The sequence below is a fragment of the Patulibacter ginsengiterrae genome (assembly GCF_056269115.1).
In genome coordinates, this window is record NZ_JBWDOG010000003.1 from 14,173 (window position 1) to 28,816 (window position 14,644).

The window sequence follows — 14,644 nt, forward strand, 5'->3', positions numbered from 1 at the left end:
ACGTCAAAGCTACGCGAGCGCCAGCCGTAGCGCGGTGCCGGACGGGTCGCGGACGATCGCGGCGTCGTCGGCCTGCGGCTCGACGGCCACGCCGGCGTCGTCGAGCCGGTCGAGGGTGACGCTGCGGATCGCGGCGTCGGCGAGCAGCAGCGTCGCGTGGCGGAGCCCGCGGGCACCGGCGACGGCCGGGCGGCCGGCCGAGTTCCAGGTGTTGAGGCCGACGTGGTGGTGGTAGCCGCCGGTGGCGACGAACAGCGCCTGCGGGTAGCTGTCGACCATCACCTCGAAGCCGAGCGGGCCGGCGTAGAAGGCGCGGGTGGCGGGGATCTCGGCGACCTGGAGGTGGACGTGGCCGACGGTCGCCCCGGCCGGGATCACCGGGGTCGGGACCGGGGCCGAGGCGGTCTGCAGCAGGTCGTCGAGGTCGAGCGGGAGCGTGGCCATCGCGATCTGCCCGTCGGCCTCGCGGCGCCACTCGTCGCGCGGCCGGTCACGGTAGAGCTCGATCCCGTTGCCCTCGGGATCGCGCAGGTAGACGGCCTCGCTGACCAGATGGTCGGAGGCGCCGTCGAGCCGGCCGCCGGCCTGGACCGCGCGCAGGATCGCGTCGGCCAGCTCGCGCCGGGTGGGGTAGAGGATCGCGACGTGGAAGAGCCCCGAGGCCGCCGGGGCGACGGGGGCGTCCGGCGTGTGATGGAGGGCGACGAGCTCGTGGGCCTCGGTCCCGAGGCGGACGATCGTGGTCGTGCGGTCGCGCTCCTCCAGGCCGAGCGCGTCGCGGTAGAACCGGGCGAGGCCGTCGAGGTCGTGGACGTTGAGGCTGACCGGTCCAGCCGCGAGCGGGGCGGCCGGGAAGGCGCGTACGGCGGAGCTCACGGGAGAGGGCATGCCTCCACCGTACCACCAGTTGTTTGTGCGCGCAACAATTAATCGGCGGTGGTCGGGCCTGCGCGGCGCCGTAGACCCCGGGACGCTCGACGGTCCCGGGCGGGAAGAACGCCGCCGTTCGCGGCGTTCCGGGTGCTGCCGGTCCTCGGAACCTGTCTCGGAATGATCGGCCGCCGTGGGACGGCCGCTGATTCCGAACAGGTTCTCAGTCCTCGTCGGAGGACAGCTCGGGGCCGTTCTCGCCCTCCTGGACGTTCGAGGCCATCTGCTCGGCGAGCTGGGGGAGCAGGTCGGCGACCTGCATGCCGAGGACCTGGGCGAAGGTCGCGACGACCTGGTTCTCGCCGTCGGGCCCCGGGACCTCTTCGATCTGGGGCGAGAAGATCGCCTCGGCCTGGACCTCGCCCGGCTCCTGCGGGTGGTCGGAGAGGATGATCACGGCGCGGCCGGGACCGTCCTTCTGGACGCTTCCGCCGAGCGTGTCGCGGACGGCACCGAGGATCTCGGCCACCATCTCCGTCCAGAGACGGCGGGCGTCCTCGCGCTCCGCATCGTCCATGTCGGCCAGGTGGTGGGCGTTACGACGGGCCAGGGCCTCGAGTCCAGCAGCCACCGCCCGCTGCTCGAGCAGCTGGTCGATGTGCAGCGGAACGGACGGCTCGTGCTTGGGGACGGAATCAGACTCGCTCATGCACTGTCCACGCTACGCGATTGGCGCTCGTTCCGCAGCCGAGTCGCGGCCGGGCGCGCGCGGCCGGGCCGTCACGGCGCCGTCCGGGGGCGCCTGTGTCCGGTGCGCACTGGCCACAAGGGCGATCCCGGAGGGGATCGGCCGGGGCCGGCGGGTCTGGCCGATCGTTGGATCGGCGGGGACGACCTCCGCGTCCCCGCCCGTGCACGGAGCACGGACGGGAGAGGGGGAGATCGTCGGAGTCGGTCGCGGACGGCGGCGCCGGAGCGCCGCCGAGGGGCCTAGCTGCGGCCGGCGAGCTCGACGATCAGGTGCTCGGTGATCGGCACCTGGATCTCGTGACGCTCCGGGAGGCGCAGCACGCGACCCGAGAGGCCATCGTGATCGGCCTCGAGCCAGGCCGGGACGACGGCGATCAGCTCGGTCGACTCGGTGGCGATGTTGCGGACGGGCGAGCCGTCCTTGATCGTCACGACGTCGCCCGGCTCGAGGCGAGCCGACGCGATCGTGTGACGCACGCCGTTGACGAGCACGTGCCCGTGCGAGACGAACTGACGCGCCTGCGCCCGCGTCGAAGCGAAGCCGAGACGCACGATGACGTTGTCGACCCGCTGCTCGAGCAGCTGCAGCATCCGCTCACCGGTGACGGTGTTCTCAGCGTTGCGCTTCGCGGCCTCGGTCATGAGGCGACGGAACTGCTTCTCGCGGATGCCGTAGTAGCGCTTGGCGCGCTGCTTCTCACGGAGCTGCTGGGCGTAGACCGAGGTCTTGACCCGGCGTCCACCACCGTGCTGCCCCGGGGGCAGCGCTCCACGACGCTCGAGAGCGCCCTTACCTGCAAGGCGACGAGCGCCCTTCAACTCGAGGTCGACTCCCTCGCGACGCGAGAGCCGTTCGACCGGCCCGGTATAACGACCCATTGGGCCTCCTAGCTTCCAACTCCGACGAAACGATCCGATCTAGGGTAACGAGATCGTGCCCTACGGTGTCGAGCGGCACCAAACGGGTCGCCGACGGCCGGGAGGAAGGAACCGCGTCGGGAGCGGACAACAACGCTCCGAGCGGCCTCTGCAGCAGTGCTGCCGTCGAACCCCAGAGGCCGAGCGTACCGCTTCCCCCGTATGCACGATCCCCCGAGTGCCCCCGAACCCTCCGCCGAGCGCGACGACGAACCGGTCGACCGCGACGACGCCCCGACCGCCGCAGGCCCCAATGGCCGGCAGGCGGGGGCGACCGACGAGTCACCGGTCGCCCCGCCGATCGTCGGCTGTCCCCGCTGCGAAGCCCGCCTGACCCTCGGCTCGCGCTACTGCTCCAGCTGCGGTGCGCCCCAGGTGCGGTCCGGCGAGCAGGCCGCGGCCGCGCTCTCGCGGACCCGCCGCAACGCGCCGCAGGCGGTCCGGATCGGCGTTCCGCTGCTGGTCGCGGTCGTCGTCGTGGTGGCGTTGCTGGTCGCGTCCCACGATTCGGCCAGCGATGGCCGCCGCGACGTCGCCGGCCAGCTGCGTGCGGCGAGCGAGGCCGAACGCACGGAGACCCGCCGCCAGGTGCCGAAGCCGGCCGACGCGTCGGCCGGTCGTCCGTCGCGGATCCCGGCCTCGCGTCCGAAGCCGAAGGCCAAGCGCTCGTCGCCGTTCCTGACGTCGGTCGACCGGGTCGTCGACGCGAGCCAGTCGACGTACGCCAAGCAGACGCGGGTGTTCGCGTTGCTGCGGGCGGCGCGTGACGGCGCCGGTGGCTTTCCGACGACGGGCGCTGGAGCCTCGCCGACGTCGGCGAAGGCAGCGCTGGCCGAAGCCGAGCGGCTGGCCGCCGAGATCGCCACGGAGCGGACCGCTGCCGCCGGCCGGGCGCGCGAGATCGGCGCGCGGCAGGAGAACCAGCAGGCGATCGTCCTCAAGCTGGCGCTCTTCTACGAGGCGGGGGCCGCGACCGCACGGCAGCTCGGCTCGTGCCTCGGCTCGTTCTCGGCGACGGCTCCGGACGAGGTCGCGCGGCGCTGCCTGGAGCAGGCGCGCGACCTGACCGGCCCGGAGGCGAGGCAGCTCCAGGCCTTCCGCGCCTCGTACGCGCCGGCCCGCAAGGCGGCCGGCCTGCCGACCCTGAGCGCACGGCTGTAGGGGCCGCTCCCGGCCTCCCGCCGCCGAGCCCCGGTCGGGCTCAGGCCAGCGCGGGCGGCCGCAGCGTCGCCAGCACCAGGGTCCGGACGGTCTGGCGGAGCCGGTCGTCGTCGACCGGGAAGAACCACGGCAGGCCGCCCGGCAGCTCGCGGATGCCGTTGCCGACGCGGGCGAGGTGGGCGAGGCCGAGGATCTGGACGTAGATCGCGTTGACCGTGTAGTCGGGGTCGTCGATCGTGAACTCGTCGCCGGCGTTGCCCTCGCGCAGGAGCCCGACCGCCCCCTGCATCGCTCCGGCGACGGCGCGACCCATCCGCAGCATCGCGGCCTCGCTGATCTGCTCCAGCAGCTCGGCGCCCGGCTGGCGGAGCATCGCCATCGCGCAGTCGATGAAGGCCGGGTAGCGGAGGCAGAAGTCGAGGAAGGCGTCGGTCATCGCCGTCAGCCGCTCGGTCGCGCTGCCGGTCGTCGGCAGCCCGGCCATCTCGGCCGTGAGCTCCTCCGTGTAGTCGACGATCGCCAACGCGAAGAGCTCCTCCTTGCCGCTGAAGTGGCGGTAGATGATCGCCCGGTTGAGGCCCGCCTCGCGGGCGACGTCCTCGATCTGGGCGTCGCGGACGCCGCGCTCGTCGAACAGGGTCCGGGTCGCGGCGAGGATCTCGCGCTCCTGGTCCCGGCGGCGCGCGGCCGCTCCGGGGCGTCGCTCGGGAGAGGGGCTCGTGGCGGCCATCGCGGCGAATCCTACTGCGGGTTGCATGTGACTGTAAACCCTGGTTACATTCCGTGTCCGCGGTTTGGCCCTGGCCCCCGACTGCGCCCTTCCGTCCACCGAGGAACCGCGAACATGAGCACCACATCTGACTTCATGACCATCGCCGGCGAGATTGCGCAGGAGCGCATGAAGCCGGAGTGGCAGACCTTCTCGCTCGAGCTCAACGAGGAGCAGCAGACGCTCCGCGACTGGGTCCACGAGTTCGCCGAGAAGACGATCCGTCCCGCCGGTCCCGAGTGGGACGAGCGCGAGGAGTTCCCCTGGCCGATCGTCAAGGAAGCGGCCGAGATCGGCCTCTACGGCCTCGAGAGCACCGTCTCGATGTTCCTCGACCCGACCGGGCAGCTGACCCCGGTCCTGCTCGAGGAGATCTTCTGGGGCGACGCCGGCATCGGCATGGCGCTCCAGGGCACGAACCTCGCCGTCTCCGCGATCTTCGGGCAGGGCACGCAGGAGCAGATCTCCGAGTGGCTGCCCCGCTGCTACGGCACGGTCTCCGAGCCCGCCGTCGCCGCCTTCTGCTCGTCCGAGCCCAACGCCGGCTCCGACGTCTCCAACATCCGCACGACGGCCAAGTACGACGAGGCCACCGACGAGTGGGTCCTGAACGGCTCGAAGTCGTGGGCCACCAACGGCGGCATCTCCGACGTCCACGTCGTGATCGCCACCGTCGATCCGGCGCTCGGCTCCCGCGGGCACGCCGCCTTCATCGTCCCGATGTCCGAGGTCAAGGGCATCTCGCAGGGCGCGAAGGTCAAGAAGCACGGCATCCGTGCCTCGCACACCGCCGACGTCAACCTCGACGACGCGCGGATCCCGGGCAGCTACCTGCTCGGCGGCAAGGAGAAGCTCGACGCGCGCCTGGCCAAGGTCCGCGAGGGCAAGTCGGCCCACGGCAACGCCTCGATGGCGACCTTCGAGGCCTCGCGCCCGGCGGTCGGCGCGATGGCCCTGGGCGTCGCCCGGGCCGCGTACGACTACGCGCTCGACTACGCCAAGGAGCGCGAGCAGTTCGGGCGCAAGATCATCGAGAACCAGGCGATCGCGTTCAAGCTCGCGAACATGAAGACCGAGCTCGACGCCGCGCGGCTGCTGGTCCAGCGCGCCTCCTGGATCGGGGCGGCGACGCTCCGCGGCCAGACCCCGGAGTTCAAGAACGCCGAGGGCTCGATGGCCAAGTACAAGGCCTCCGAGGCGGGCGTCAAGATCACCGAGGAAGCGATCCAGATCCTCGGCGGCAACGGCTACACCCGTGAGTACCCGGTCGAGCGGTTCCACCGCGACTCGAAGATCATGACGATCTTCGAGGGCACCTCCGAGATCCAGCAGCTGGTCATCGCCCGCACGATCTCGGGCATCCGCGTCCCGTAGGACCTGCTCGCGGCGCCGCGAGTGCCGGCCCCATCCGCCGCGGATGGGGGCCGGCGCTCGCTCACTGCTGGAGGGCCTTGCAGGAGGGGGCCTTCTTCCGCATCTCCGCCGGGAACTCCTTGCCCCCGGCGAGCGTCGCCCTGTCGACCGAGTCGACGAGCGTCGTGAACTCGTCGGACGTCTTGACCTTGGGGATCCCGTCCTTGACGGAGGCGACGGACTTGTTCACCCGCTCCGCGTTGTCGTCGACGGCCTTCTGGAAGGCGGCGAACCTCTCCGGGGCGTCGGCGCCGGCCATCACCCGGTTCTGCTCGTCCATCGTGGTGAACAGCGCGAGCATGGCCTGCTTGAGCTGCTCCGTCCCCGACCGAGACTCGATGTCGACCCCGGACATGTCGGCCTTGTAGGCGTTCATCTGGTCGGCGATCGCCTTGCAGGCGGTCTCGTAGGTCTTGAGGTAGGCGGCCTCGTCGCTGCCCTTGTCGTTGCCGTCGTCGCTGCTGCCGCAGCCGCTGACGGCGAGGCCGGCGGTCACGAGCAGGGCAGGGAGGGCGAGGCGTAGTCGGGAGCGTGTCATCGGGCCGGGAGCGTACCCGCGCTCCCGGCGTTGCCCCCGTGCGGTCAGCTCCCGAGGGTCTTGCAGGAAGGAGCCTGCTTGGCGAGCTCCGCCGGGAGCTTCTCGCCCCCGGCGACCTTCAGCTGGCCGAGCGTGTCGCCGAGGGTCGCGAAGTCGTCGAGGGTCTCGACGTTGGCGACCGTGTCCTTGGCCTGGGCGACGGTCTTGCGCACCTGTTCCGCGTTGTCGCTGATCGACTTCTGGAAGTCGGCGAACTTCTCGGGCGCGTCGGCGTCGGCCATCACCTGCAGCTGCTCGCCCATCGTGGTGAACAGCGTCGTCGCGCCCTGCTTGAGGTCGGCGGCCGCCGCCTTGGGATCGTCGGCCGCCGTGGCGGCGATCTTCGCGGTCTCGGCCTCGAAGGCCTTCGTCTGGTCGGCGACCTTCTTGCAGGCGGTCTCGTAGGTCTCGACGTAGGCGGACTCGTCGCCGCCCCCGTCGCTGCTGCCGCAGCCACCGACGGCGAGGCCTGCGGTCACGAGCAGGAGGGGAAGGGCGAGCCGCGAGCGGACGTGGTGCATGGGTCGAGGGTATCCCCGGCTCCGGCGCCTACCACCCGGGCCGGGGCCGACCGGGGCGGCGACGGACGTCCGGGCTCGCGTCGTAGGCTGAGGCGGTGACGAACTCCTCCCCGAGTCCGGCCGCGGAGGCCGCCGACGGACCGGCTCCGGTGCCGGGCCTGCCGCCGGTCCGCCCCGGGACGGCCGTGCCGCTCGCCAGCCTCACGACCCTCCGCCTCGGCGGCCCCGCCGAGCGGTTGCTGGTGGCCGAGGACGAGCCGGCGCTGGTCGCCGCGGTCGGCGACGCCGACGCGGCCGGCCGGCCGCTGCTGCTGCTCGGCGGCGGGAGCAACCTGGTGATCGGCGACGGCCCCGTCGCGGGTGACGTGCTCGCGATCCGCACGACCGGGATCGACGACGCCGACGGCCCGGCGGACGCGGAGGCCCTCGACGGGCGGGTCCTGCGGACGGTCGCCGCCGGCGAGTCGTGGGACGCCGTCGTGGCTGGCGCGATCGCCGACGGGCTGGCCGGGATCGAGTGCCTCTCCGGGATCCCGGGGGCGGCGGGAGCGACCCCGATCCAGAACGTCGGGGCCTACGGGCAGGAGGTCGCCGACACGATCGTGTCGGTGCGGGTCCTCGACCGCCGGACGGGGGAGACCGCGGTCTGGCCGGCCGCGGCCTGCGGCTTCGTCTACCGCGACAGCGTCTTCAAGGGCAACCACGACCACGTGGTGCTGGCGGTCACCTTCGCGCTCGAGCGCTCGCGTCAGGGCCGTCCGCTCCGCTACGGCGAGCTGGCGCGGACGCTCGGCATCGCGGCCGGCGAGCGGGCGCCGACGACGGCCGTGCGCGAGGCGGTCCTCGGGCTGCGGCGGGGCAAGGGAATGGTCCTCGACCCCGAGGATCCGGACAGCTGGTCGGCCGGTTCGTTCTTCACCAACCCGATCCTCGAGCCGGACGCCTTCGCCGCGCTCGAGGCGCGCGTGCTCGAGCACGTCGGTCCCGATGCCCGTCTGCCGCAGTACCCGGGCGACGACGGCCGGATCAAGACGTCGGCGGCCTGGCTGATCGAGCGGGCCGGGTTTGCCCGCGGCTACGCCCGCACCGGGGCGGCGATCTCGTCCAAGCACACGCTGGCGCTGACCAGCCGTGGCGGGACCACCGCCGACCTGCTCGCGCTCGCCACCGAGGTCGCCGACGGGGTTCGCCGGGTCTTCGGGGTCAGCCTGCGTCCGGAGCCGGTCCTGCTCGGGACCGGCGCCGCGTTGGCCTAGCCCCGCGGCGACGGGCGCCGCAACCGGCGGCCGTGGCCGGTGGCTTCCGGGTCCGGCTCGGTGCTCAGCCGAGCGCCGTGCAGACCGGGGCCCGGTCGCGCAGATCGGCCGGGGCCGAGACGGCGGCGGGACCGAAGCCGCCGAGCGAGAGCGCGCTGAAGGCGTCGGCGTCGCCGGCCTGGACGCGACGGGCCGCGTCGTCGACGACGGCCCGCTGACGGTCGAGCCCGCGCAGCGCGCTGCGGTGCCAGGCGGACCAACGGGCCGGCGGCTCCAGCGCCGCGGCGTCGGCGAAGGGGCCCTGGAGCGCCCGGCCGAGCTTGCGCACCGGCCGGCCCAGCTCGGCGCTGACCGCGGTGGCCGGCAGGGCACGGGCGGCCGCGGCGTCGCCGGCGTCGGGGGCCGACTTGGCGGCGCTGACGACGTCGGTGCGGAAGCTCCGGTAGGCGTCGCGCACGTCGCCGCAGACCGTGTCCCAGCCCGCGGCGTAGTCGTCCTCCGCGTTGGCGCCGCAGCCGGCGACGGCGAACGCCGCCACGGCCAGGAGCGCGGCGGCGCCGCCGCGCATGGACGAACTGGTTCCCGGCATCGTCGCCATCGTACGGCGAACGTGCCGCGGCCGGCTCAACGGACGGCCACCCGGCAGGCGGGCGCGTCCTCCAGGATCGACTCGGGGATGTTCGGCATCGCGGCCGGACCGGTCTGCTGGAGCTGGGTCGCCAGCTCGGTGCTCAGGCGGCCCTTGCGGGCGGCCGCGGTGGCGTCGCGCATGCCGCTGGCGTGGGCGCGCAGCTGCTTCACGACCTCGTCCCGGAACGCCAGCTCCTTCTTCGGCGGGTCGGCGGCGGCGAACCGCTTGGCGGCGGCGTCGACGTTGCGGGCGTAGACGTCGATCGCTCCGGTGAGCGCACCGGCCTCGCTCGTTCCGGTCCGCCGGACGAGGTCCTGGCGGAGCGTGGTCACGGCGGTCGCGACGTCCCGGCAGGTCCGATCGGTCGCGGACGCGAAGGCGGTCGGGTCGCCGCCGCCCCCGCAGCCGGTGACCGTGAGCGTCGCCGTCACGGCGATCGCGAGCCCGAGGGTGCGTCGTGTCGGAGCCATGGAGGTGGAGGCTAGTCGCTTCCCGGCCGATCCCCGCGTACGCTCCCGGGCATGGACGTACCGCTGGAGCAGCTCGCCGCCGTCTCCGAGGCCATCGGCCGCAGCGAGGAGGCGGTCGAGGAGCAGGCGTGGACGTCGGCCCGCGAGGCGCTCGACCTCGCCGACCGGCTCTTCGACGACCTGCGCGAGGTCTATCGCGCGCTCGACAAGCGCGAGCAGGTGACGCTCGGGGCGATCGCCGGCCCGCTGCGGGCGCGTCGCGACGCGGCCGCAGCGCAGGTGCCGAAGCCGAGCGCGGTCAGCGACGGGGCGCCGGTCCACGACCCGGAGCAGGACGACGAGCCGGACGCGGTCGCGGCACCGTAGTCGCGCTCCGGCCGGGCGCCGGTCGAGGGGGTCGGTCGCAGGAGCACGCCCGCGGACCCCGACCGGCGGTCAGTTGACCGACGGGTCCTCGGGGGCGTGCGCCAGCAGCGCGAACGGTCCGCCGAAGCGCTCCAGGGCGACGTGCCAGAGCCGCGAGGAGTCGGGGTGGAAGAGGTCGTCGGGCTGGGCGGGCAGCACCAGCCAGTCGTCGTTGGCCAGCTCCTGGTCGAGCTGGTCGGGCGCCCAGCCGGCGTACCCGGCGTAGGCCCGTGCCCGGTCGACGGTCGGGACCCGCGGCGCCTCGTCCCCGCGGACCATGCCGATCCGGCCGAGCACCAGCAGCGCGGAGTCGGCCGGGTCCTTGAACTCGGCGACCGTCAGCAGTGACTCGGGCTGGACCGGGCCACCGTCGTGGATCACGTCGTCGGCCCCGAACATCGCGGAGATGTCGGGCACGACCGCCTCGACGGCGGTCTCGGTCGGACGGTTGAGGACGATCCCCAACGCTCCGTCGCGATCGTGGTCGACCACGAGCACGACCGTGCGCGAGAAGCTTGGATCGCCGATGGTCGGGGAGGCGACCAGGAGCTGTCCGGAGAGCCGACGCGACATCCCGATGGATGCTCTCAGGTTCGGCGGGCCGACGAGGTACAGGGGGGAGAACGGTGCCCCTGGGGGCCTATGCTGCGGGGATGCGGCTGGCTCGGATTCGGCATCCCGATCACGATCTCCCCCTCGTCGCCGAGGTCCACTCCGATCGGGTGGTGACGTTGGTCGACTACTCGACGGTGATCGGCCGGTTGGAGAGCGGTGACCGGTCGCGGGCGGTCGGGCAGACCCTGGCGCTCGAGGACGTCGAGCTCCTGGCTCCCCACCAGCCCCGCGCGATCTACGCCGTTGGACGCAACTACCCCAGTCACATCGCCGAGCTCGGGAACGAGACCCCGGAGTCGCCGCTGATCTTCATGAAGCCGCCGACCGCGGCTGTCGGTCCGAGCGGGCCGGTCGTGCGGCCGGCGATCGTCGAGCAGCTCGACTACGAGGTCGAGCTGGCGGTCGTGATCGGCCGGATGCCGGACGGGACGATGGGGCCCGCCGGCTTCGCCGTCGCCAACGACCTGACCGCGCGCGACCTCCAGGCCGGCGACGCCCACTGGACGCGGGCGAAGGGGGCCGACGGCTTCTGCCCCTTCGGTCCCTGGGTGACGACGTTCGAGGACGTGCCCGATCCGGGTGCGCTCCGTCTGCGCTCGTGGGTCAACGGCGAGCTGCGTCAGGACGGCAACACCGCCGAGATGATCTTCGGGATCGACGCGCTGATCGAGCACCTCTCGGCGACCATCAGCCTGCAGCCGGGAGACCTGCTCCTGACCGGGACGCCGAGCGGCGTCGGTCACGCGACGGAGCGAGCGGACGGGGGAGGCCGCGGGGCGCACCTGCAGCCGGGCGACGTCGTCCGGCTCGAGATCGAGGGCCTCGGCGCGATCGAGCACGCGATCGTGGGGCCAGGGGAGCGGACCGACGACGGCCCGGCCGAGACCTCGGAGGGGCCGGCCGCCGGCTAGCCGGCGGCCGGGGTGGGGGCAGCGGCGCCGCCCCCGCGACCGTCAGCGGCGGTCGTTGTCCGGCTTGACGCTGAGATCCGGCAGCGAGCTGCCGAGGACCTGGTCGATGAGGCCGTACTCCTTGGCCTCGTTGGGGCTGAAGAAGCGGTCGCGCTCCATGTCGCGATCGATGACCTCGATCGGCTGACCGGTCAGCTTCACGTAGATCTCGTTCAGCTTCTTGCGCGTCTTGAGCAGCTCGCGAGCGTGGATCTCGATGTCCGACGCCTGGCCCTCGAAGCCGCTGACCGACGGCTGGTGGGTGAGGATCCGGCTGTTGGGCAGCGAGGACCGCTTGCCCTTGGCGCCGGCGGCGAGGATCAACGACCCGGCCGACATCGCGATCCCGACGCAGATCGTGCGCACGTCGGGCTTGACGAAGTTCATGGTGTCCATGATCGCCAGGCCCGCGGTGACCGAGCCACCGGGCGAGTTGATGTAGATCGAGATGTCCTTGTCCTCGTCGTCCGAGGCCAGGTGCAACAGCTGGGCGACGATCAGGTTGGCGACCTGATCGTCGATCCCCGTACCGAGGAAGATGATCCGCTCGTTGAGCAGACGGCTGAAGATGTCGTACTCGCGCTCGCCACGCGCGGTGCGCTCGACGACGACGGGGACCAGAGGCATGGGCGACACCTTATACGGCCCGCCCTCCGACCTCCGCACTGCGGCGATCGGCGATCGTCGGCGGGCGATCCCGAGCGGCCCGGTCAGCGGCCGCCACGGACCATTCCCTACAGGGAGAGGGCCTAAGTGATGGCGTCATCTACAGTGGATGTCGTGTGCGCTCAGTCGACCGTTGACCCCAAGCGCACCGATCACAGCGTCCCAGCGCTGTCCGTCCGGGGCTTCACGAAGACCTACGCCGGTGGCTTCACGGCGGTCGAGGATCTCGACCTCGAAGTTCCCGACGGGGCGTTCTTCGGCCTGCTCGGACCGAACGGTGCGGGCAAGACGACGTTGATCGGCGCGATCTCCAACCTCGTGCGGCCCTCCGGTGGCCGGATCGAGGTCTTCGGCCACGAACACGACTCGCGCGAGGCGCGGCGGCTGGTCGGGCTGGCGGAGCAGGACATCAACCTCGACCGCTTCATGGACGTCGACGAGGTCCTGATCTACCACGCCGGCTACTTCGGGATGGGCCGCAAGCACGCTCGCCGCCGCGCGAACGAGCTGATGGACGTGTTCGACCTCTCCGCCAAGGCGAAGGTCCGTCCGCCCGCGCTGTCGGGCGGCATGCGCCGGCGGCTGCTGCTGGCCCGCGCCCTGATGCACCAGCCGCGGCTGCTGATCCTCGACGAGCCGACCGCCGGCGTCGACGTCGAGCTGCGGACCGAGCTGTGGGAGTACACCCGCCGACTGCACGCGGTCGGCACCACGATCCTGCTCACGACGCACTACCTCGAGGAAGCCGAGGCGCTCTGCCAGGAGATCGCCCTGATCCGCGGCGGCAAGATCATCGCCCGCGACAGCGCCGACGGTCTGCGCGCCCGCTACGGCGCCAGCGACATCGCCGACGTCTACCTGCGGGCGATGGCCGAGGCCGAGGCCACCGACGGCGAACCGACCACCGGCACGGAGGTGGCGGCATGAGCCTCGCGCCTCCGCCCCCGTACGACGCGCCGTTCGTCGAGGAGCGCCGTGGCGTGCTCTGGCTCTGCGAGCGAGAGGTCGTGCGGTTCCTCAAGCTCTGGATGCAGACGCTGGTCGCCCCGGTCGTCTCCGCGCTGCTCTTCATCGTCGTCTTCGGCCTCGCGCTGGGGGACAAGATCGCCAGCGTCGACGGGGTCTCGTACGACCAGTTCATCGTGCCGGGCCTGGTCGTCCAGGCGGTCCTGACCGCGGCCTACTCGAACAACTCCTCGACGCTCTTCCAGGCGCGCTCGGACCGCTTCCTCAACGACGTCCTGACGAGCCCGCTGCGCTGGTGGGAGATCAACCTCGGCCTCGCGATCGGCGGGATCGTCCGCGGCCTCCTCACGGGCGTCCTCCTGACGGGCCTGGCGATGGCGATGACCGGGATCTCGATCGAGCGTCCGCTGATCCTGTTCGTGGCGACCGCGCTGGTCCTGATCTCGTTCGGGCAGCTCGGCGTGATCGTCGGGGTCTACGCGAAGTCGTGGGACTTCATGGCCTTCGTGACCAGCCTCGTGATCGTCCCGCTGACGTTCCTGGGTGGCGTCTTCTACTCGGTCGACCGGCTGCCGGAAGGCTGGCAGGCGGTCAGTCACGTCAACCCGATCTTCTACCTCGTGCAGGCCTACCGGATCGGGTTCGTGGGGCACGGGGACGTCTCGACGGCGCTCGCGCTCGGCGTCGTCGCGGCGCTCTCGATCCTGCTCAGCCTCTGGTGCGCGTGGCTGTTCAAGACCGGGCACCGGCTGAAGCCGTGAGCGAGGCGCCGGGCTCGCACACCCGGGGCCCGGATCTGCTCCTGGTGCTCGGGTCGATCATGTCGATCCAGGTCGGCGCGGCGCTCGTCACCGGGCTCTTCGACGACATCGGCGCGGCCGGGGCGGCGCTCGTGCGGCTGGCGCTGGCGGCGCTGGTGCTGCAGATCGCGATCCGTCCCCGCCGGCGGACGACCAGCCCCGGCGACCGCCGGGCGCTGATCGCCTACGGGCTGGCGCTCGGGCTGATGAACGTGAGCTTCTACCTCGGGATCGACCGGGTCCCGCTGGGGACCGCGGTCGCGATCGAGTTCCTCGGCCCGCTGACCGTCGCGGCGATCCTCGCCCGGCGGCCCCGTGACCGCTGGTGGGTGGCGCTCGCGGCGGTCGGCGTGCTCGCCCTGACCGAGCCGTGGAGCGCGGCGGGAGCCGACCTCGTCGGCGTCGCCTGGCTGCTGCTGGCGGCGACCTGCTGGGGCGTCTACATCCCGCTCGCGGCGCGTGCCGCACGCGACCGGCCGGGGCTCGAGCCGGTCGCGATCGCGATGACGATCGGGGTCCTGGTGGCGCTCGTCCCGGGCCTGGTCGAGGCCGGGTCGGCGCTGCTGAGCTGGCACGTGCTGGCGATCGGGGCGATCGCCGCGATCGCGGGCTCGGTCGTCCCGTATTCGTTGGAGCAGCTGGCGCTGCGCCGGATCCCGGCCGGGGTCTTCGGCGTGCTGATGGCGCTGGAGCCGGCGGTCGCGGCGATCGCGGGCCTGCTGATCCTCGACCAGCAGCCGAAGCTGATCGGGGTGGTCGGGATGGCGGCCGTGATCGTGGCCGGGATCGGGGTCACCCGCGCCTCGCGGGCGCCCGCGGTGCCGGTCGCTCCCTGAGTCGTGTCGGCGGCGGGCGGTCGGCCCCGGACCGGTCCGGCCTGGTCCTGCCGAGCCGCCTCCGGCCGCG

The 14,644-nt window shown here is 72.6% G+C and carries 18 protein-coding genes; 8 read left to right on the plus strand and 10 right to left on the minus strand.

Annotation, left to right across the window (positions count from 1 at the left end):
* Positions 1-9 precede the first annotated feature (9 nt).
* From ACVUH9_RS06510 to rpsD, 3 genes are all read right to left on the minus strand, one after another.
* Positions 10-888: a VOC family protein gene (locus ACVUH9_RS06510; protein ID WP_475755124.1), complete on the minus strand. Its 879-nt coding sequence runs from the start codon at positions 886-888 to the stop codon at positions 10-12.
* Between the two features lie 205 nt (positions 889-1,093).
* Positions 1,094-1,579 carry a hypothetical protein gene (locus ACVUH9_RS06515; RefSeq protein ID WP_475755126.1) on the minus strand — a complete coding sequence of 162 codons (486 nt, stop codon included), beginning with the start codon at positions 1,577-1,579 and terminating at the stop codon, positions 1,094-1,096.
* A gap of 281 nt (positions 1,580-1,860) precedes the next feature.
* Positions 1,861-2,499, minus strand: coding sequence for a 30S ribosomal protein S4 (rpsD, locus tag ACVUH9_RS06520; protein WP_475755128.1), 639 nt, complete (start codon positions 2,497-2,499; stop codon positions 1,861-1,863).
* 201 nt (positions 2,500-2,700) lie between these two features.
* Here rpsD and ACVUH9_RS06525 point away from each other — a divergent pair, with 201 nt between their 5' ends.
* Complete coding sequence (locus ACVUH9_RS06525; protein WP_475755130.1) at positions 2,701-3,699, plus strand: hypothetical protein; 999 nt, start codon at positions 2,701-2,703, stop codon at positions 3,697-3,699.
* 40 nt (positions 3,700-3,739) lie between these two features.
* Here the strand turns inward: ACVUH9_RS06525 and ACVUH9_RS06530 are convergent, their stop codons facing one another.
* Positions 3,740-4,429: a TetR/AcrR family transcriptional regulator gene (locus tag ACVUH9_RS06530; RefSeq protein WP_475755132.1), complete on the minus strand. Its 690-nt coding sequence runs from the start codon at positions 4,427-4,429 to the stop codon at positions 3,740-3,742.
* A 168-nt stretch (positions 4,430-4,597) separates the two neighbouring features.
* Here ACVUH9_RS06530 and ACVUH9_RS06535 point away from each other — a divergent pair, with 168 nt between their 5' ends.
* A complete protein-coding gene (locus tag ACVUH9_RS06535; RefSeq protein WP_475755629.1) occupies positions 4,598-5,842 on the plus strand; it encodes an acyl-CoA dehydrogenase family protein in 1,245 nt (414 codons plus the stop codon).
* Positions 5,843-5,903: 61 nt separating this feature from the next.
* Here the strand turns inward: ACVUH9_RS06535 and ACVUH9_RS06540 are convergent, their stop codons facing one another.
* Entirely contained in the window at positions 5,904-6,419 is a 516-nt protein-coding gene (locus ACVUH9_RS06540; protein WP_475755134.1) for a hypothetical protein, read from the minus strand.
* A gap of 44 nt (positions 6,420-6,463) precedes the next feature.
* A complete protein-coding gene (locus tag ACVUH9_RS06545) occupies positions 6,464-6,979 on the minus strand; it encodes a hypothetical protein (protein ID WP_475755136.1) in 516 nt (171 codons plus the stop codon).
* 158 nt (positions 6,980-7,137) lie between these two features.
* Here ACVUH9_RS06545 and ACVUH9_RS06550 point away from each other — a divergent pair, with 158 nt between their 5' ends.
* Complete coding sequence (locus tag ACVUH9_RS06550) at positions 7,138-8,235, plus strand: UDP-N-acetylmuramate dehydrogenase (RefSeq protein WP_475755631.1); 1,098 nt, start codon at positions 7,138-7,140, stop codon at positions 8,233-8,235.
* A gap of 64 nt (positions 8,236-8,299) precedes the next feature.
* On the opposite strand, the gene ACVUH9_RS06555 is transcribed toward ACVUH9_RS06550, so the two are convergent.
* Positions 8,300-8,824, minus strand: coding sequence for a hypothetical protein (locus ACVUH9_RS06555; protein WP_475755138.1), 525 nt, complete (start codon positions 8,822-8,824; stop codon positions 8,300-8,302).
* Between the two features lie 35 nt (positions 8,825-8,859).
* The gene (locus tag ACVUH9_RS06560) at positions 8,860-9,336 is read right to left on the minus strand and encodes a hypothetical protein (protein ID WP_475755140.1); all 477 of its coding nucleotides are present in this window, start codon (positions 9,334-9,336) and stop codon (positions 8,860-8,862) included.
* Positions 9,337-9,387: 51 nt separating this feature from the next.
* Between ACVUH9_RS06560 and ACVUH9_RS06565 the strand changes: the two genes are divergently transcribed.
* Positions 9,388-9,702, plus strand: a complete 315-nt coding sequence (locus ACVUH9_RS06565) for a hypothetical protein (protein WP_475755141.1) — start codon at positions 9,388-9,390, stop codon at positions 9,700-9,702.
* Positions 9,703-9,771: 69 nt separating this feature from the next.
* On the opposite strand, the gene ACVUH9_RS06570 is transcribed toward ACVUH9_RS06565, so the two are convergent.
* The gene (locus ACVUH9_RS06570; protein ID WP_475755143.1) at positions 9,772-10,314 is read right to left on the minus strand and encodes a YqgE/AlgH family protein; all 543 of its coding nucleotides are present in this window, start codon (positions 10,312-10,314) and stop codon (positions 9,772-9,774) included.
* 80 nt (positions 10,315-10,394) lie between these two features.
* Here ACVUH9_RS06570 and ACVUH9_RS06575 point away from each other — a divergent pair, with 80 nt between their 5' ends.
* Positions 10,395-11,267, plus strand: coding sequence for a fumarylacetoacetate hydrolase family protein (locus ACVUH9_RS06575; RefSeq protein ID WP_475755145.1), 873 nt, complete (start codon positions 10,395-10,397; stop codon positions 11,265-11,267).
* Between the two features lie 42 nt (positions 11,268-11,309).
* Here the strand turns inward: ACVUH9_RS06575 and ACVUH9_RS06580 are convergent, their stop codons facing one another.
* Positions 11,310-11,933 carry an ATP-dependent Clp protease proteolytic subunit gene (locus ACVUH9_RS06580; protein WP_475755147.1) on the minus strand — a complete coding sequence of 208 codons (624 nt, stop codon included), beginning with the start codon at positions 11,931-11,933 and terminating at the stop codon, positions 11,310-11,312.
* Between the two features lie 153 nt (positions 11,934-12,086).
* On the opposite strand from ACVUH9_RS06580, the gene ACVUH9_RS06585 reads away from it, so the two are divergent.
* From ACVUH9_RS06585 to ACVUH9_RS06595, 3 genes are read left to right on the plus strand one after another with little or no spacing between them, the layout of a single operon-like run.
* Positions 12,087-12,899 carry an ABC transporter ATP-binding protein gene (locus ACVUH9_RS06585; protein WP_475755149.1) on the plus strand — a complete coding sequence of 271 codons (813 nt, stop codon included), beginning with the start codon at positions 12,087-12,089 and terminating at the stop codon, positions 12,897-12,899.
* Complete coding sequence (locus ACVUH9_RS06590; RefSeq protein WP_475755151.1) at positions 12,896-13,699, plus strand: ABC transporter permease; 804 nt, start codon at positions 12,896-12,898, stop codon at positions 13,697-13,699. The genes ACVUH9_RS06585 and ACVUH9_RS06590 overlap by 4 nt, the downstream gene beginning before the upstream one ends.
* Positions 13,696-14,574, plus strand: coding sequence for an EamA family transporter (locus ACVUH9_RS06595; RefSeq protein WP_475755153.1), 879 nt, complete (start codon positions 13,696-13,698; stop codon positions 14,572-14,574). The genes ACVUH9_RS06590 and ACVUH9_RS06595 overlap by 4 nt, the downstream gene beginning before the upstream one ends.
* Positions 14,575-14,644: the final 70 nt, after the last annotated feature.